The sequence below is a fragment of the Lentiprolixibacter aurantiacus genome, from assembly GCF_026241225.1.
Lineage (GTDB): Bacteria > Bacteroidota > Bacteroidia > Flavobacteriales > Flavobacteriaceae > Lentiprolixibacter > Lentiprolixibacter aurantiacus.
This window is the reverse complement of record NZ_JAPFQP010000001.1, coordinates 638,010-655,379: the sequence shown is the minus strand read 5'-3', so window position 1 is coordinate 655,379 and position 17,370 is coordinate 638,010. Positions and strand designations below refer to the sequence as shown.

At 44.1% G+C, this 17,370-nt stretch carries 15 protein-coding genes; 7 read left to right on the top strand and 8 right to left on the bottom strand.

Going from position 1 to position 17,370, the window contains the following annotated elements; all coding sequences use genetic code 11:
* The first annotated feature begins 36 nt into the window (after window positions 1-36).
* Together OO016_RS02840 and OO016_RS02835 are read left to right on the top strand one after the other, a co-directional pair.
* A complete protein-coding gene (locus OO016_RS02840) occupies window positions 37-207 on the top strand; it encodes a DUF6747 family protein (protein ID WP_266010657.1) in 171 nt (56 codons plus the stop codon).
* A gap of 221 nt (window positions 208-428) precedes the next feature.
* Window positions 429-599 carry a DUF6747 family protein gene (locus tag OO016_RS02835; protein ID WP_266010655.1) on the top strand — a complete coding sequence of 57 codons (171 nt, stop codon included), beginning with the start codon at window positions 429-431 and terminating at the stop codon, window positions 597-599.
* A gap of 54 nt (window positions 600-653) precedes the next feature.
* Here OO016_RS02835 and OO016_RS02830 read toward each other — a convergent pair whose 3' ends face one another.
* The 3 genes from OO016_RS02830 to OO016_RS02820 form a co-directional block, all read right to left on the bottom strand.
* Window positions 654-1,643, bottom strand: coding sequence for a DUF4837 family protein (locus OO016_RS02830; protein WP_266010653.1), 990 nt, complete (start codon window positions 1,641-1,643; stop codon window positions 654-656).
* Window positions 1,644-1,654: 11 nt separating this feature from the next.
* Window positions 1,655-3,283 carry a LysM peptidoglycan-binding domain-containing protein gene (locus tag OO016_RS02825; RefSeq protein WP_266010651.1) on the bottom strand — a complete coding sequence of 543 codons (1,629 nt, stop codon included), beginning with the start codon at window positions 3,281-3,283 and terminating at the stop codon, window positions 1,655-1,657.
* Between the two features lie 113 nt (window positions 3,284-3,396).
* On the bottom strand, window positions 3,397-4,587 hold the full coding sequence (locus OO016_RS02820; protein WP_266010649.1) for a phosphoglycerate kinase: 1,191 nt from the start codon (window positions 4,585-4,587) through the stop codon (window positions 3,397-3,399).
* 105 nt (window positions 4,588-4,692) lie between these two features.
* On the opposite strand from OO016_RS02820, the gene OO016_RS02815 reads away from it, so the two are divergent.
* A complete protein-coding gene (locus OO016_RS02815) occupies window positions 4,693-5,865 on the top strand; it encodes a DNA polymerase III subunit (RefSeq protein WP_266010647.1) in 1,173 nt (390 codons plus the stop codon).
* 28 nt (window positions 5,866-5,893) lie between these two features.
* Window positions 5,894-6,292, top strand: a complete 399-nt coding sequence (locus tag OO016_RS02810; RefSeq protein WP_266010645.1) for a DoxX family protein — start codon at window positions 5,894-5,896, stop codon at window positions 6,290-6,292.
* An 18-nt stretch (window positions 6,293-6,310) separates the two neighbouring features.
* On the opposite strand, the gene OO016_RS02805 is transcribed toward OO016_RS02810, so the two are convergent.
* The 5 genes from OO016_RS02805 to OO016_RS02785 form a co-directional block, all read right to left on the bottom strand.
* Window positions 6,311-6,817, bottom strand: a complete 507-nt coding sequence (locus OO016_RS02805) for an OmpH/Skp family outer membrane protein (protein WP_266010643.1) — start codon at window positions 6,815-6,817, stop codon at window positions 6,311-6,313.
* A 251-nt stretch (window positions 6,818-7,068) separates the two neighbouring features.
* Window positions 7,069-7,902, bottom strand: coding sequence for a class I SAM-dependent methyltransferase (locus OO016_RS02800; protein ID WP_266010642.1), 834 nt, complete (start codon window positions 7,900-7,902; stop codon window positions 7,069-7,071).
* Window positions 7,903-7,944: 42 nt separating this feature from the next.
* Complete coding sequence (gene mnmG / locus OO016_RS02795) at window positions 7,945-9,813, bottom strand: tRNA uridine-5-carboxymethylaminomethyl(34) synthesis enzyme MnmG (protein ID WP_266010641.1); 1,869 nt, start codon at window positions 9,811-9,813, stop codon at window positions 7,945-7,947.
* A 4-nt stretch (window positions 9,814-9,817) separates the two neighbouring features.
* Window positions 9,818-10,237 carry an rRNA maturation RNase YbeY gene (ybeY, locus tag OO016_RS02790; RefSeq protein WP_266010639.1) on the bottom strand — a complete coding sequence of 140 codons (420 nt, stop codon included), beginning with the start codon at window positions 10,235-10,237 and terminating at the stop codon, window positions 9,818-9,820.
* Window positions 10,230-13,619 (bottom strand): DUF4175 family protein, encoded by a 3,390-nt coding sequence (locus OO016_RS02785; RefSeq protein WP_266010637.1) that lies wholly within the window; start codon window positions 13,617-13,619, stop codon window positions 10,230-10,232. Before OO016_RS02785 ends, ybeY begins: the two co-directional genes overlap by 8 nt.
* Window positions 13,620-13,692: 73 nt before the next feature.
* Between OO016_RS02785 and OO016_RS02780 the strand changes: the two genes are divergently transcribed.
* The 3 genes from OO016_RS02780 (at window position 13,693) to OO016_RS02770 (ending at window position 17,342) form a co-directional block, all read left to right on the top strand.
* Window positions 13,693-14,736 carry an alkane 1-monooxygenase gene (locus OO016_RS02780; protein ID WP_266010635.1) on the top strand — a complete coding sequence of 348 codons (1,044 nt, stop codon included), beginning with the start codon at window positions 13,693-13,695 and terminating at the stop codon, window positions 14,734-14,736.
* 60 nt (window positions 14,737-14,796) lie between these two features.
* Window positions 14,797-16,308 (top strand): glutamate--tRNA ligase, encoded by a 1,512-nt coding sequence (gene gltX, locus OO016_RS02775; RefSeq protein ID WP_266010633.1) that lies wholly within the window; start codon window positions 14,797-14,799, stop codon window positions 16,306-16,308.
* Window positions 16,309-16,412: 104 nt separating this feature from the next.
* Complete coding sequence (locus OO016_RS02770; protein WP_266010632.1) at window positions 16,413-17,342, top strand: SPFH domain-containing protein; 930 nt, start codon at window positions 16,413-16,415, stop codon at window positions 17,340-17,342.
* Window positions 17,343-17,370: the final 28 nt, after the last annotated feature.

The following is a 17,370-nucleotide window of genomic DNA, read 5'->3' as shown; positions in this document are numbered from 1 at the left end:
TATATATAAGACCTCAACTTACGTAAATAAACGCCTATGAAACATATTTTACTTATCAAAGAGATTTACCTTGAGGCGTTCAGAAATCTGGGCCCATTAGTGGTAAAGAATTTTTTCAAGATCTTCACCTGGTTCTGCCTGATCAGCTTTATAATCGTTCTTTATGCGTTTATATTCCGGGTAGCAACAGGATTTGCATTTGACTGATTAGAAGAACTAACCAAGACACCAAAAACGCTCCTTATGGGAGCGTTTTTTTGTTTGTCGATAATTAATGCCTTTTATCTAATTGCAAAGATGCTATGACTTAGCTCTGCAACTGTTCAGAGTGTGGTTTAACGGCCGGGGGATACCCTTAATCCGATATTTTTCCGGACCTCACATAGAGATGGGAACTTTACATCATAAAACTTTTAGCCCTAATTTCTATGAATACACTTTTACATCTAAAAGAAATCTACTTAAATGCCTTTCGCAATATCAGCAATTACCTGGTGCGCAATTTCTTTAAAGTTTTTGCCTGGTTTGCTTTTGCTATGTTTCTGATTGTGCTTTACGCCTTTGTTTTCAGGGTGTATACCGGATTTCCGTTTGACTAAATAATTTAATACCGTTCGGTTTTAATACCCGGCCCCTGTGCCGGGCTTTGGTGCTTACTCCGGTTTTACAAAACTGAGGGTTTTCATAATTGCCTCCAGTTCAAACATATAGTCGCGTTTGTTAGTCGCAGGGGCAAAGGTAAAGCCTTCCAGTACAAGAATACGGTCGTTTTCATCGTCATTGATGATATAGGTCAGGAAAGGACCCGCCATGGGGTAATTCTTAACTTCCCAGATACCGCGTACCTCCGCCGCCTTTTTGCCTGCTATTTCGGCCGAAAACACATAGGGGGCAAAGGCTTTTTCAGTAATCATATAGGTTGTTTTGTTTGGGATATCCGGCCCCGGAATGTATTTCTGCCCAATGGAATCCCTCATGCGAACAATATCCCGGACAAAAGTGGAATCGTTTTCGAAGGAACCAGATGGCATCGTATAAGCAATGATGTTCATGGTACCTTTTTGAATCTGCCTGTCAATCCAGACAAAATTATCTTCTTCCTTCCCCATTACATAGATAGACGGAACATTGAGCTTAATGCCAAATTTGTTCTCCAAGACCTTATCCTTGCTCAGAGAGCGCTTAAACCGCTTTTGTGCCTCTTCCAGCTCGTTTTCTTTGAAAGCTGCTATTATCTTATCTGCACCCTGTTCCAGGTTCGCCAAAAGCTGTTCTTCTGTTTCCCCTTTGATTACTCCAACTTTCTGAGGCGAAGCGTAAAGGTCTGTTTTGATATGCGCCAGATCCAGGCTGTCAAGGCTTACGAATAAAACAGATCTCCTGTGCCTGGTCATGCCGGTAAACACCTGCTGTGGCATATGCTCTATAGTAAAGAGCGGCTCCTCCCAGGTAAGTCCTACCATTGGCGCGGCAAAATATTCCCGGACCTTGTCTCCTACCTTACCTTCCCAGAGCGGGGTTTCCATAACCACGGCAAGGGAGTTAATTGCTCCCACGGAACCTGGTTTGTATCTTTTTTTGCTTTTCTCTTCACATCCCAGGAGGGCCGTAAGCGCAAATAATGCAATAATTACTTTTTTCATGAATGGTGTTTTTACGGGGAACAGGAACAGAGTTTCAGCTTTGTGCCCGGTATAATATCATTGCCGCGAATACCGTTCCATTCTCGTAAATTTTCTATGGAAATTCCCGGATATTTTTGTGAAATGGTCCAGAGGGAGTCCCCTTTCCGCACTGTATGGAACTTAGAGCCTGAATTAGCCGCTACCTCACTGCTTTCTGAATTCCCAGAAGGCTGACTGGCAACAAAGGCTGGTTTCCTGGGGTAAATGGTAAGACGCTGACCAACTCTGAGGTTATCGCTCCTAAGGCCATTCCAGCGTTTGATCTGGCTAACCCCAACCCCATAGCGCTCGGCAATTTTGCCCAGATAATCCCCGCTTCGCACGCGATATCGAATCCGATCCTCGGCCTTAACCAACTGTGGCAGGGGTTTTTCACGCTTTTTAATCTCTTCTTCAGCCTGAGCGTATATTTCCTTTTCGTTGGCCACAAACCTGCCCATGGCCCTTACAGGCAAACGCAAAGTGTAGTCCTTCCCTTCAATTTTTGGAATGATGTTGAGTTTGTAAGCCGGATTGAGCAGCTTGAGCTCTTCCAGTCCAACACCAGACCATTTGGAGATTTGTTCAAAGGTTATCAGGTTTTTTACTGATACCGTATCAGTCTCAAAATAGGGCCTGGGTACATTCTTGCCCTGAATGCCATATTCCTCAGCGTATTCTATCAGGTAGAATGTTGCGATAAAAGCCGGCACATAGCCCGCCGTTTCACGGGGCAAATACCTCCTCAGGTTCCAGTAATTCTCATAACCCCCTGATCTCCTGATCGCCTTGTTCACATTGCCCGGTCCGGAATTATAAGCGGCCAGGGCCAGGTCCCAGTCGTTAAAGATTGAATACAACTTAGAGAGGTACTGGCAGGCTGCCTCCGTAGATTTTATGGGGTCACTGCGTTCATCAACATAGCTGTTCACATCCAGTCCGTAAATCCTTCCCGTGCCATACATGAATTGCCAGAGGCCCGTGGCTCCCACCCTGGATTTTGCCCTTGGGTTAAGCGCAGATTCAACAATGGAGAGGTATTTGATTTCAAGTGGGATATTATAGCGATCCAGCGCCTCTTCAAACATCGGAAAATAGAACTGGCTTGCCGTGAGCATGCGAGAGAGAAGTTCTTTCTTTCTCAGCAGAAAAGACTTAACCACATTTTCCAGTGAAGGATTGTATGCGATATCCAGCGGGGTTCTTTCATTGAGTTTTTGAAGTCGGGTTTTAAATTCTTCCGTATCCCAACCAGATAAATCTACCGCCTGATCTCCTTCAAGATTAACCATATTTACTATTTCCGGATAAAGGGCCTGGCCCCTGCTCAACTCTTCCAGCCAGAGGCTATCATAGGTAGCGGGAAGTTCATAATCCCCAAGGACGTCGCCTTTAGTTTTGTTTATTATAGCTCCCTTTAATTCCGCTCTTTCCTGGGTAGGATCAGTAAATTGCAAGGTGTTTGCCCGGGAAGTCCTTTTTGTTTTGACGCCTTTGGCTGCTCCTTCTTTTATCGATTTAACCGGCTGTGATTCTTTAACTTCCAGTGAATCCTGTGCCCGGAGCCCGTAAGTTGCTGCAAGGAGCAGCAAGACTGATGCTAATTTCCTGAGAATCATAATAAATCGTCCATTTTTAGCTGTGGGGCTAACGAAAATCGTACTTTTTTCCCAAAAAAGGAAAATTTCCTTTAAAGCGGGTAGGAGTCCTCGTATAATTTTATAACGCAGGATTAAGACAATATTGCTGCAATTCCTGGCAATGTCTTTCCTTCCAGGCTTTCCAGCATGGCTCCACCCCCGGTAGAAACATAACTTACTTTATCCTGGAAACCGAATTGCTTGACCGCAGCTACAGAATCTCCACCTCCGACAAGGGAAAAGGCTCCATTGGTGGTGGCTTCATGAATATAATTCCCTAAAGCAATGGTGCCCTTTGCGAAGGTTTCCATTTCAAAAACCCCAACCGGGCCATTCCATAAAATGGTTTTCGATGACAGGATGACTTTTTTGAATTGCTCCAGCGTAGCAGGACCAGCATCAAGTCCCTGCCACCCATCTGGAATGGAACCTACGGGAACTACCTGGGTGTTGGCGTCATTGCTGAATGCATCGGCCGCCAGTACATCTGTGGGCATGTGTATCTCAACCCCCTTGGCTTCAGCCTTCCTGAGGATATCAAGTGCAAGGTCCAGTTTGTCGTCTTCACAGATAGAATCCCCTATACTACCACCCTTTGCTTTTATAAATGTATAGGTCATACCTCCTCCGATAATCAGGTGGTCTACTTTATCGAGAATATTCTCAATAATGGTAATCTTTGAGGAAACTTTGGCACCCCCTAAAATTGCGGTTACCGGCTTTTCACCTGAGCTCATCACTTTATCTATTGCCTCGATTTCCTTTGCCAGCAAATAGCCAAAACATTTGTTTCCAGGGAAAAATCTGGCAACAATTGTGGTGGAGGCATGCGCGCGGTGCGCAGTCCCGAAGGCATCATTTACATAGATGTCTCCAAGTGCCGCCAGTTGTTCGGCAAAGCCAGGATCTCCGCTGGTTTCTTCATTGTAATACCGGAGGTTTTCCAGCAGCAGGATCTCTCCGCTCTTTAAGTTATTGGCTGCGGAAACGGCTTTCTCTCCTATGCAGTCTTCAACAAACTTAACCTGAACGCCAATAATTTCCGACACCTCATCGCAGATGTGCCTGAGGGACATTTCCGGAACCCGATGTCCTTTGGGCCTGCCCAGGTGGCTCATTAATACTGCACTGCCTCCGTCTTCAAGAACTTTAATTATAGTGGGTTTTGCGGCTTCGATGCGCGTTGTGTCTGTTACATGCTGTTCGGCATCGAGGGGCACATTAAAATCTACCCTAATAAGTGCTTTCTTTCCTTCGAAGTTATAATCGTCTATCGTTTTCATGCCTTGTGTGATTTGTGAATCCAAATGTAAATATTTATCACTGTTGGCAGAAGGCCTGGAACAAATAATTCCCATCTTGAGGCACAAATACCTTATATTTGATTTATGCTCTTCAAGGACATTCTTGGACTGGCCCATATCAAGAATCACCTCACCCAAAGCGCGGATGCGGGTCGCACGCCCCATGCCCAGATGTTTGTGGGTCCCGAAGGCTCCGGAACTCTGATCACAGCCCTGGCTTATGCCCGATATCTGCTCTGCAGGAATACGGGCGGTGAAAACACTGGTGGAGATGAGTCCTGCAATGTCAAGTGTGGCCAGCTCACCCATCCGGATTTGCATTTCGCATTTCCGGTTTCCAATACAGACCGCATTAAGTCGCACGCAGTCAGTAGTCATTTCCTTACAGAATGGCGGCAATTTCTGCAGGAACAGCCCTATGGCAACCTGTTCGACTGGTATCAACTGATTGGGATAGAAAAAAAACAGGGGCAGATAGGGGTGGATGAGGCACAGGATATTGTTAAAAAACTATCCCTGAAATCATATGAAGGAGGATATAAGATAATGCTGGTGTGGATGGCAGAGAAGATGAATATTGCCGCCTCCAATAAGTTGCTGAAATTGATAGAAGAGCCCCCTGAAAACACAGTGATCATACTCATTGTGGAGGACGAAGAACTGGTTATGCAAACCATCAGATCAAGATGTCAGGTCCTGCATTTTCCGCCGCTTTCAGCAGAAGCCATCGCACATGCGCTTGAAGAGCAGGGATTGCTGAGGGAAGAGGCACTTAAAGTGGCACATGAAGCCGATGGGAATTTCAACAAAGCCCTGGACCTGATGAACAGGGACAGTGAAGACCTGGTGTTTGAGCGCTGGTTTGTGCAATGGGTGCGCAGCGCTTTTAAGGCCAAAGGAAATAAAGCTGCTATCCACGAGCTGATCTTATGGAGTGAAGAGATTGCGAAGACGGGAAGGGAAACACAGAAAAAATTTCTGGGTTTTTGTCTGTCGGTCATGCGACAGGCAATGCTGATCAATTTCCAGGCCGGGGAATTGGCATACATGAGCCTGCACGTGGAAGGCTTTGATATTAGAAAATTTGCTCCATTCGTACACGAAAACAACATTCAGGAAATAAGCGAGGAATTGGAGCGCGCCATCTATCATGTGGAACGTAATGGAAATTCGAAAATTATTCTGATGGACCTTTCCATAAAGCTTACTCGACTGCTACACAGGAAGACCCGGGAGAGCGGAAACCCGGTTGTATAGACTAGATTCAACCCAAAATTATACGAACATGCAAGCCATTACACAACATCTGCCGGAATCTTTCCTCCTATTGTTTCTGGCCATAACCTTTTTACAGAGCGGACTTGACAAAATCATTGACTGGAAAGGCAATCTTGGATGGCTTAGGGGGCATTTTGCAAAAACACCATTTAAAAACCTGGTGCCCCAAATGCTTTTCACTGTCCTGTTAGCAGAGACTGCTTCGGGTGTCCTGAGTCTGGCCGGGATTATCGAGCTGGCACTGACCGGCGATTATTCTCTGGGGTATATTGGGGCTGTGCTGGGATGTATTGCCCTGCTCATGTTGCTTTTGGGCCAGCGCATTGCCAGGGACTATGATGGTGCACGAACCATAGTAATTTACCTGATCCCTACAATCTTTCTACTATATCTGATGCAAGCCTGATAAACACGCAACTGCAGTTTATTGCTGATATTTTTCGTTCAGGATTTTAAGTATGTCCTGAGTCAGGTCGTTGTCTTCATTGCCATAGAGTACTCCTCCGCCTTCTCCTTTACCCAGAATATAGGAATAACCATTGGCCTTGCCAAAGGCATCAATTTCCCTTTTGACCCTGCTAACCAGGCTGTCCATCTCCATTTGTCCCATCATTTGAATTTGCTGCTCTTCCTGTTGCAATTGCTGACCTATAAACTGGCCCTTTTGCTGAAGCAGGGCATATTCTTCCTGGGCTTTTTTCTCGGACATTCCTTTTGTTTTTGTTTGAAGTGCCTGAGCTTCCATCTGAAAGGATTGTGTAATACTGTCCCGCTTTTTAGCATAAGCTTCAGATTTCATATTGTACCGGGATTCCACATCCTTTTTCTCCTGGTAATTTTCCATCAGTACGGAATTGTCTACAAAACCGATCTTGTCTGTCTGACATGCAGTAAGCAAAATTACACTGATGATTAGCATTAGTTTTTTCATGGTTTTCGTTTTAGAGCGGCTAAAATAGAAAAAGACTTCCAAAGGGAAATCATTGGTCTAAAATTCTATCGAATGCAAAAAAAGCGCAAAAGTCTAAACTATAAACTTTATCTATCATTACGGGAATAATACATCTGTTGTATCTATTTATGTGTCCGCCTAAAACGGACCTCCAGGGCGACTTTATATCAAAGGAATAAAATCATACGCTTTGCTCTGCAATGTGCGCTTAAAACGCCTTAAAATGCGTTTCAGTTCTTTTTGAGCACATAAATCAGGGAAGAATATTCACCCGAGGTCATAGCGCTGAGGTTAGAGCGCAATCCGTTGTAAATTGCAGGCGCCCATCGCATTTTTCCCGAGCGGTATTTTTCAGAAAGCAAGGAGACGTAAAAGGCATCAAAATACAATGGATGCGTTTTCAATAATTCAAATCCAAATGGAATGAATAATTCTTCTACAGCTTCCCTGGAAAAATGCCAGAGGTGTCTCGGCACATCATATCCGGCCCAGTACGAACCATAATGAACGGCATCCCAGGATTTAAAATTTGGAAGCGCCAGCACCAGCATACCATTTGGTTTTAGCAGCTGCTTTATCTGAGCGATACTGCCTTCCAGATCCGGAAGATGTTCCAGTACATGCCACAGGGTAATCACTTCAAAATCTTCCCACACAAAATCATCCCAGCTTTGCATAAGGCTTATCCCTTTCTCTGCTGCTCGCTTGCGTGCTGCTTCACTGGGTTCTACACCTGTTGCCTCCCAGCCCAGTCCTATTGCCTGTTGTACAAATGCACCAGTGCCTGCCCCATAATCCAATAGCTTGCCTTTGCCTGAAGTATACCGCTCCAGTAATCTTAGTTTCTTATTTAAACTGTACTTTTTTACCCATTGATAAAGTTTTTCAAACAGAGATTTTGAAGCATCCGAATGGGAAATGTAATCTTCAGACTTATAGTAGATACCAAGATTCTCAGGTACGGGTTCGGTAGCCAATACCTTTAATCTGGGATGCTTTTTTATACTGAACGTTTCCCCGGTTACGGAGTGATCATTCACAGTAAAAGCATTCTTTGTTTGCATTCCCTTAAACTAAAATGATATTGTTTTGTTCCACGTGGAACATTACCTTCCCATATAGACCAAAAGTACGCTGATGTCACTTGGGGAAACTCCACTTATACGCGAAGCCTGTGAAATTGTCACCGGCCTTATTGCCTGCAATTTCTCCCTCGCTTCAAAGGAGAGCGACTTAAGCGCACTGTAATCAAAATCATCAGGGATACGGATGTTTTCCAGTCGCTGCAACTTATCCGCATTGCTTTTCTCCTTTTCTATGTAACCCGCATATTTTACCTGAATTTCCGCTTGCTCCAGGACTTCATGGTTCAGCTGGTTATCTGAAACAAACTTTGCTACTTCCTCCATTTCCAGCATATGTTCCATACGCACTTTGGGTCTTGAAAAAACCTTGTACATTTTATCGGCCTGTTTAACCGATGCGCTATCCAGGCGCTCTAAAATAGGGTTGATTGCCTCGGGTCTATAGCTTGTCTTCCTGAAGAATGAAATGAATTTTTCAGATTTCTCCTCTTTTTCCATCACCCTTCGCATCCGTTCTTCAGATGCAAGGCCCAATTTAAAAGACCTGGGGGTAAGCCTTAAATCAGCATTGTCCTGCCGCAACAAAGTTCGATACTCTGCCCTGCTTGTAAACATTCTGTAAGGCTCCTCGGTTCCTTTGGTAATAAGATCATCAATAAGTACGCCGATGTAGGCTTCATCCCTTTTAAGGATAAAGGGATCCTTTTCATGTATTTTTAAATGAGCATTAATTCCGGCCATTAAACCTTGTGAAGCAGCCTCTTCGTAGCCTGTGGTTCCATTAATCTGGCCGGCAAAATAAAGGTTCTCCACCAACTTGGTTTCTAATGTGTGCTTTAGCTGTGTAGGAGGGAAATAGTCATATTCAATCGCATAACCCGGACGGAAGAACTTAACATTCTCAAATCCCCTGACAGATCTTAAAGCTTTAAACTGCACATCTTCAGGCAGGGACGTGGAAAAACCATTGACATATACCTCAACTGTGTGCCAGCCCTCAGGTTCAACAAAAATCTGGTGACTGTCCTTAGAGGCAAACCTGTGTATCTTATCTTCAATAGAAGGACAATACCTTGGTCCAATGCTTTTGATACGCCCGTTGAACATCGGGGACCGATCAAAACCTTCCCGAAGCAAATTGTGGACCTCAACACTGGTATGCGTCATATAACAATCCCGCTGCTCTCTTAAAATAGGTGTGTCCAGGTACGAAAACTTTTCCGGATTTTTATCGCCAGGCTGGACAATCATCCTTGAATAATCAAGTGACCTCCCGTCTACCCTCGGCGGTGTGCCGGTTTTCATTCTTCCACTATCAAACCCGAAATCCGTTAGTTGCTCTGTAATACCTGTTGCGGCCTTTTCCCCGGCTCTTCCTCCCCCAAATTGCTTTTCCCCAATATGAATTAGGCCGTTAAGAAAAGTGCCATTGGTTAGGACAACCGCCCTTGCCTTAATATCCAGCCCCAATGAAGTCCGTACACCTATAATTTTACCGTTCTTCTCTAACAACCCTTTGACCATTTCCTGGTAAAAATCTACGTTTGGTGTTTGTTCCAACGACATCCTCCATTCTTCTGCAAAGCGCATGCGGTCATTCTGAGCCCTTGGACTCCACATTGCCGGACCCTTGGACTTGTTCAGCATTTTATACTGAATTGCGGACCGATCTGTAATTATTCCGCTATACCCGCCAAGCGCATCAATCTCCCTTACAATTTGTCCTTTGGCAATCCCACCCATAGCAGGATTGCAGGACATTTGTCCGATGGTCTGCAAGTTCATAGTAACCAGCAGTGTCCTTGACCCCATATTGGCAGCTGCGGCCGCAGCTTCTGCACCTGCGTGCCCGCCACCTACTACAATTACGTCGTACTCTCTATCAAACATAATCTTAACGTTCCACGTGGAACAATCTTAATTTTTCATCCTCTTTTGCCCTCATCTTCTGTTTGGCCTCATCCGTATCATCCTGATAACCAATAAGATGTAGAACTCCATGGACCATTACCCGTCTTATTTCTTCCTCCTCAACTTCTCCATACTTTTGAGAATTTTCTTTAACCCTTGGAATTGAAATAAATATATCGGCGTGTAGTGCTTCAGAATCACTATATGGGAAAGTTAATATATCCGTAAGTGTATTGTGATTAAGGTACTTCTGGTTGAGCTCCAGCAATCTGTTGTCATCGCAAAAGATGTAGACTAATTCATTGACGGTGCGGTTTTCTCGCTTCACTACATCCGTAATCCACTCTCTTGTCTTTTCTTCGTTTGCAAGCTTGAAGTCGGTTTCGTAACAAAACTCAATCATTATTATTGAAGTAACGTTGAACGCGCCTTTGATAATTTCGGCGCAAAGGTAAGGCTTGTCTGTTTAATATCTCTGTTTGTGGCTGTTTGTGTCCCTTTTCTTCTCTATTCTCAAGCAATGGATTCCTGTACACCTTCCTGGCCGTGTCACTCTCTCTCTCCTTCATTTGACCTTGCTTTACCTCCGCATCTTTTAATTTCAATAACTGATACTGAATGGCATTTAAACGGTCATTAGTGCGTTTGGTTACTCCATTTTCCAATAAATCTTCCTGAAATTGCTGCATTTGCCTTAATATACGATTAGCCAGACCCCTGTCCTCCTTACTAATCATATCGGACAACTGCTTTTCTAGTCGTTGTCTTATTTCCTCCTGTTCCTTATAAATATCATAAATGTCCTTAAGCTGCTCTTCATCTAATGCATTGTTCCTACTTTGCCTACCCTGGCCTTGCTTGTCTCGCTCATTCCCACTATTCTCCTTGCCATCTTTGCCAGATTTGCCTTCTCTTTCTCCCTGTTCAGTGCCCTGAGCATCGCCACCTTCTTTTTGTTCATTTCCTTTACCTTCCCCCATCTTCTGCATTTGCTTCTTTATTTCCTCCTGGCTCATAATAATATCCTGTAACTGAAAATCACCCTTACCCTGTCCTGATCCGGGTGACAAACTTTGCTGCATATTTTCTAAAATATCCGCCAGGAAATCAGCTAATTCATTAGCCGCCGTTAACACATACTGTTGATAAGATACCCCCTGGTATATTCTGTTTTCCGCAATACTCTCCAGTGATTTGTCAATATTGTAATAAACCTCCGTAATCTGTTCATTTACCACCTCAGACAATTCTGCTCTTCTAAGTGACAGTGCAAACAAGCTGTCGTCCACATGCTCAAACATTTTCCTTAATTGCTGTTCGGAACGTATTCCTTCAGCAAATTGTCCGAGTTCAGGATCCGCACTTTGCAAATCCTCAAATAATTGCTCCTGTTTAAAGGAGAAGGTAATCAGGTTATCAAGAATCTGCCTTAACATTTCTGCGTCTTCTGCAATTGATGACCCCCCAGAGGCCCCGGACATAGCACTCTCCATATCCTCTGCCATTTTTCTAATTTTCTGTCCAGCTGATTTTTGTTGATTCTTAATATCGTTGCGTTCTCCATTTTGATGCTCGGATTCCTTATCTCTTGATTCCTCTTCCTCTATGGCGTTACTGATTTCTTCCTGTTCCTTTTGTATTTGTTCTTCCCTGTCCTCATTGCGTTCAATACTGAGGGGCTTCTTCAAGCCCTGATTGTCTTTCATTAGTGTGTCGAGTTGGCTTTTAAGGCGTTTAAACTCCTGGTTTAAACCCTCCTGCTCCTTCTTTTCCGTCAATTTTCCGTCTGGATTGCCCTCCTCTGTCTGCTTTTCTCCCAGCCTTTTTAATTCGCGAGCAAGTTGTGCGGTTTTTTCTGTTACATAGTAACGTTTGGTAAGTTCTAAGATTTGCTCCAAGCTTCTTTGGTTGCTTTGTTGTTTCTTCCCCAGCTCCTCAAGCCTTTTACTTAGCTCTTCCTTATTAATCTTGTCTGAAAGCCTTTGTAGTTCCTGTAACATTTGTTGGTTTTTCCGGGCCTCCATCTCCTGTCTTTCCAGGCGCTCCTGCAACAATTCATTCATACTGTCTGCATTCTCCTTTTGCCGGAGGTTTTCTTTAAGCTGACGGCTGAATTTTTCCATCATGCCTTCCTGTTGTTGCTGCCTTTTAATAAAATCAGATACCCTTCTTTGGTCGTTAAAACTCAGTGATCCTTTTTCCTTTTGTTCCTTTCTGATCTCATCCAGTTTCCTTTGGTCTTCTTTAAACCTGTCAACCGATTGATCCATTTGCTTAATAAGCTCCTGCTGATATTGAAGCTGCCGACCGTTCATTTCCAGCTCGTTGTATATAACAGAGGTAAACAGCTGACTTCTGCTGTTCTTTCCTCCTCTAAGAGCATCATTATCCCTTACTTCAAAATAATAATCATAGGAAGAGTCCTGGTCAATCTCTAGCCTGTCCGGAAAACTGTAGTAGAATCTCTGATAGGCCTCATTTGGGATATCCAGCTCTATGCTCTTCTTCTGCTCCTCCTGCCCCTTTGGATAATAAACCAGCGTTAGTTTATCTATTCCATGATCGTCCTCAAGGGTTCCCTCGTAATGGGCAACATTGGGATTGAGCGAATCTAACGCCTGTATAACTTTAATGGTAGGATAAGCATCTGGAATAACCTCCAGAGAATACGAAAGGGATTCGAAATCACTAACGTTTGAATTGCTTGTTTTAATACTGTAATTCGTATTCCGGAAAATTGCCTGATTATGGAGGAAAACATCTTCATCGGCCTGAAAGGCCAAAGTAGTGTCCTTGTTGCTCCAGGACACATTTTTCGTGCTTTCGGTTCTGATCTTCCAGGATACTTTGGTTCCTTCCGGTATCACAGCATTCCCTGTTCCTTTAACCGTTTTAGCAGCCATGCCCAGGTAATTAGGGTAATCCAGGGACATTTCGAAACCCTTGATTACCGGAATTTCAAGTGCTCTTAACTCATATAACCCTGAAGTTACACCGCTTCCTCTGAAATAGAACTGCACATCCTTCAACGGGGGAGTAAGAGAATGTTCAAAAATGCCATTTATCTTCTTCAGCAGGTACTCCTGGTTGTTTATTACAACATACACTTCCTCTGGTTGTACTGACCCGCGGGTTGTAACCTGCAAAACATGTTCCTCATTTTCCAATATTTCCTCTTGATCCGAAAGAAGCACAAAATCAAAGGGTGCAGGGGGCTGGTAGGCCACATCATAATTAACCACACGTTTGTAAGACCCCAAAAAGTCTGAAAGCTTTCCCGTGATCCAGATAATCCCGACTAACAATAAGGGAAATAAAAGATACTTTATATACTTTCTGTTTTCCCCCAGGTCTACCGCCCTGTTGAAAGGAACAGGGGATAGTCTTTCTGATCTCTGGGCAATGCTGGCCAGCAAGAGCTCGGATTTATCGGTGCTTTCTGCCAGATCCAGCAAATTATAAAGCCTGTCGCCAACATCGGGAAAATGCTGGCCTATGAGACGGGAAGCTTCCTTTTGGGAAATACCGTTACGCAACCTGAAAAGGTAAAGTAAAGGCAGCCCAATCTGCCCTATAAACAGATAAAGCAAGGCTGTTATGCCTGCCAAAAACAACAGAAACCTTCCGGTTGTCCCCAACCACAGGAGATATTCCAGGCCCAGCAAGGCAAGCGTAAAGAGTGCACCCAAAGCAAAAAACATTATCACACCTTTAATTAGCATCTTGGTGTAGTACTTTTTGCTAAAAGCCTCCAGCTTGCGTAGTATTTTGTGATAATGGTCCAATTTCTGCTATATTTATTACCAATATACCCGATACGGGAGAAATGATACTCAAAAATTTGTTAAAAAGCTCAGCATGCGCGACTTAAAGTACCTTGCGGCTCTAACGATACCTGCTTCGGCTGTTTTAAGTCTCTATCTTAAAGGGGTCTGGAGCTATTTTACCCCTTTCTATGCCTTTGTGCTGATCCCGGTGCTCGAAATCATCTTCCCTGAAGATGCCCACAACCTTGAAAGTGATGAAAAAACTAGCAAGAGTAACAACAGGCTTTTTGACTGGATGCTTTATCTGAATATTCCCGTGGTTTACGGGCTAATAGGGATTTACCTTATTTCCATCACGACTACAGACCTTGTTCTTTTTGAAACAATAGGTTTAATGCTTTCCTTAGGCATTGTGCTTGGAGCTAATGGTATCAATGTAGGGCACGAGTTAGGGCACAGGCAAAAATCTCATGAGCGGTTTTTAGGCAAGATGCTTCTGCTGCCTTCCTTCTACATGCACTTCTACATTGAACACAACTTCGGGCATCATATGCATGCCGCTACGCGGGAAGATCCCGCCACCGCCAGGTTAAACCAGTCGGTATATTCCTTTTGGTTTACTTCGGTGTTCCGTCAGTACATAAGTGCATGGAAAATACAGCTTCAATTGCTAAAGAAGCAGGGCTTGTCGTTTTTTTCACTTAAAAATGACATGTTCTGGTATCTATTTCTGGAAGCCGGTTATTTATGGGGCTTGTTCGCCATTTTTGGGGTTGAGGTTATCCCTTTTGCTATTGGTGCCGGGATTGTCGGTTTCTTGTTGCTGGAGACGGTAAATTACATTGAGCATTATGGGCTGCTCCGTAAAAAGCTCCCTTCAGGGAGGTACGAACGTGTGCGGGAGGTACATTCCTGGAACAGCAACCATATTATTGGCCGCATCGTTCTTTACGAACTTACCCGTCATAGCGACCACCATTACAAATCTTCGAAAAAATACCAGCTGCTGGATTGCCACGAGCATTCTCCTCAAATGCCTTTTGGTTATCCTACTTCCATGGTGATGTCATTTATCCCGCCATTATGGTTTAAAACTATGAATCCCCGTATACCACAATCAATGAAAGAAGCCTGAAGACTTACTTTCCTCCTGCCTCCATTAATCCTATATTTGCCCTAATTAACACTAATTGTAATGCGTAAACAGGTTAGGGTAAGATTTGCTCCAAGTCCCACCGGGCCGCTTCACATTGGAGGCGTAAGGACTGCCCTTTTTAATTATCTATTTGCTAAAAAGCACGGTGGAACTTTTGTCCTCAGGATAGAAGATACGGACCAAACCCGTTATGTTGAAGGAGCGGAAGCTTATATTATAGAAGCCCTTAACTGGTGTGGGATTCCTTATGATGAAGGTCCTGGAAAGGATGGGGGCTATGGACCCTACAGGCAAAGTGAGCGAAAAGAGATCTACGGGGAGTATGCCGAAAAACTCATTGCCAGCGGACATGCCTATTACGCCTTTGATACCAGTGAAAGCCTGGATGGGCACCGCAAGAAACACGAAGCTGAAGGTAAAACCTTTATTTACAACTGGCACAACCGACTTAAACTGGATAATTCCCTGGAGCTTTCCCAGGAAGAAACCAGGGCTCGCCTGGAAAGCGGAGCGGCATACGTAATTCGATTTAAAAGTCCGAAAGACCAGACCGTTGTGCTGCAGGATGCAATACGGGGGAAAATAGAAATTGACTCCAACACCCTGGACGATAAGGTACTTTTCAAGAGCGACGGTATGCCCACTTATCATCTGGCAAACATAGTGGACGATCACCTTATGGAAATCTCGCACGTTATCCGTGGGGAAGAATGGCTGCCGTCACTGGCCCTTCACGTCCAATTATACCGTGCTTTTGGGTGGGAGCCCCCTGTTTTTGCCCACCTTCCTCTGATTATGAAACCTGTCGGTAAAGGGAAACTCAGTAAAAGGGACGGCGAAAAGGGCGGGTTTCCTGTATTTCCCCTGGCCTGGGAAAATGCTTCAGGATATCGGGAATCCGGATACTATCCGGAAGCTGTGGTTAACTTCCTGGCAATGCTCGGGTGGAATCCCGGTACGGAACAGGAACTTTTTAATCTGGAAGAACTAATTAAGGCGTTTACCCTGGAGCGGGTCAATAAATCAGGAGCCCGGTTTGATCCAGATAAAACCATTTGGTATAATAATGCCTACCTGCAACAACGCTCTCCAAAGGAATTGCTGGAAGATTTTATTTACTACATTGATAACCAGAATATTGAACTCAACAGGAGGGAGCCCGAATTTATAAGTCAGGTATTGGAACTTATACGGGAACGCGCCAACTTTCCGGGAGATCTTTGGGAGCTGGGGAAATACTTCTTTGAGGCCCCGGTTTCATATGAGCCGAAAGCAGCAAAGAAACAATGGAAGGAACAAACGGCTGGAATACTGACTCGTTTGACCGCTGTTTTAGAAAAGGAAGAGAATTTTGAAGATGCCGGGGCATTGGAAATCCGGGTTAAATCCTGGATACAGGAAGAAGGGTTAGGCTTTGGGCAGGTAATGCCCCCACTGCGCCTTTCCCTGGTAGGAGAAATGAAGGGGCCCCATATCTTTAATATCATGGCATTGCTTGGTAAAGACGAAAGCATTGACCGGATTAAACGGGCCATTGAAAATTTAGGTTAAAAAGGCCATATTTTTGAAATATTGGACATTTCTGTAACAATTTTGGCCTTTTTCATACCAATAATGTACTGTCTTTGAATATTCACTAACTTAATTTTACTGCTATGAGTTCATTATATATGATTCCCGTATATGTAGTTGCCTTTTTTATACTACTGGCCTGCTTCTTTATTGTTAAACAACAAACTGCTGTTGTAATTGAGCGTTTTGGTCGTTTTCAAAGCATCCGAAATTCCGGTTTGCAAATGAAAATTCCTCTTGTTGATCGCATTGCGGGCCGATTAAGCCTTAAGATACAGCAATTGGATGTAATTGTAGAAACCAAAACCCTGGATGATGTATTCGTTAAACTAAAGGTTTCGGTGCAATATGTGGTAATACGGAGTAAGGTTTATGAGGCATTCTATAAGCTTGAATATCCCCATGACCAGATCACTTCGTATGTATTTGACGTGGTCCGTGCCGAGGTGCCCAAAATGAAATTAGACGATGTTTTTGTTAAAAAGGATGATATAGCGATTGCCGTAAAGGCTGAATTGCAGGATGCCATGCTCGAATATGGGTATGACATCATTAAAACCCTGGTAACGGATATTGATCCCGATGCCCAGGTAAAAGCAGCGATGAACCGCATTAATGCTTCCGAGCGTGAGAAAATAGCAGCCCAATTTGAGGGTGACGCCGCCAGAATACTCATCGTAGAAAAGGCTAAAGCAGAAGCGGAAAGTAAACGCCTGCAGGGACAGGGTATTGCCGACCAGCGTCGTGAAATTGCACGCGGGCTTGAAGAGTCAGTAGAAGTCCTCAACAAGGTGGGGATTAATTCCCAGGAGGCTTCTGCTCTTATTGTTGTAACCCAGCATTATGACACCCTTCAATCCATTGGTGAAGAAACCAATACCAATCTGATACTATTGCCCAATTCTCCTCAGGCGGCCACGGATATGTTAAACAGCATGGTTGCTTCCTTTACTGCTAGCAACCAGATTGGCGAAGCCATGAAGAATCAAAATACCAAAAACAAAAAGGAATAGTTCCAGACTGTTTCATCCAAAGAAAAAC

Excerpts from the sequence above, each read along its gene's own strand:
- OO016_RS02840 (WP_266010657.1), top strand. The coding sequence starts at position 37 with ATGAAACATATTTTACTTATCAAAGAGATTTACCTTGAGGCGTTCAGA.
- OO016_RS02835 (WP_266010655.1), top strand. The coding sequence starts at position 429 with ATGAATACACTTTTACATCTAAAAGAAATCTACTTAAATGCCTTTCGC.
- OO016_RS02830 (WP_266010653.1), bottom strand. The coding sequence starts at position 1,643 with ATGAAAAAAGTAATTATTGCATTATTTGCGCTTACGGCCCTCCTGGGA.
- OO016_RS02825 (WP_266010651.1), bottom strand. The coding sequence starts at position 3,283 with ATGATTCTCAGGAAATTAGCATCAGTCTTGCTGCTCCTTGCAGCAACT.
- OO016_RS02820 (WP_266010649.1), bottom strand. The coding sequence starts at position 4,587 with ATGAAAACGATAGACGATTATAACTTCGAAGGAAAGAAAGCACTTATT.
- OO016_RS02815 (WP_266010647.1), top strand. The coding sequence starts at position 4,693 with ATGCTCTTCAAGGACATTCTTGGACTGGCCCATATCAAGAATCACCTC.
- OO016_RS02810 (WP_266010645.1), top strand. The coding sequence starts at position 5,894 with ATGCAAGCCATTACACAACATCTGCCGGAATCTTTCCTCCTATTGTTT.
- OO016_RS02805 (WP_266010643.1), bottom strand. The coding sequence starts at position 6,817 with ATGAAAAAACTAATGCTAATCATCAGTGTAATTTTGCTTACTGCATGT.
- OO016_RS02800 (WP_266010642.1), bottom strand. The coding sequence starts at position 7,902 with ATGCAAACAAAGAATGCTTTTACTGTGAATGATCACTCCGTAACCGGG.
- mnmG (WP_266010641.1), bottom strand. The coding sequence starts at position 9,813 with ATGTTTGATAGAGAGTACGACGTAATTGTAGTAGGTGGCGGGCACGCA.
- ybeY (WP_266010639.1), bottom strand. The coding sequence starts at position 10,237 with ATGATTGAGTTTTGTTACGAAACCGACTTCAAGCTTGCAAACGAAGAA.
- OO016_RS02780 (WP_266010635.1), top strand. The coding sequence starts at position 13,693 with ATGCGCGACTTAAAGTACCTTGCGGCTCTAACGATACCTGCTTCGGCT.
- gltX (WP_266010633.1), top strand. The coding sequence starts at position 14,797 with ATGCGTAAACAGGTTAGGGTAAGATTTGCTCCAAGTCCCACCGGGCCG.
- OO016_RS02770 (WP_266010632.1), top strand. The coding sequence starts at position 16,413 with ATGAGTTCATTATATATGATTCCCGTATATGTAGTTGCCTTTTTTATA.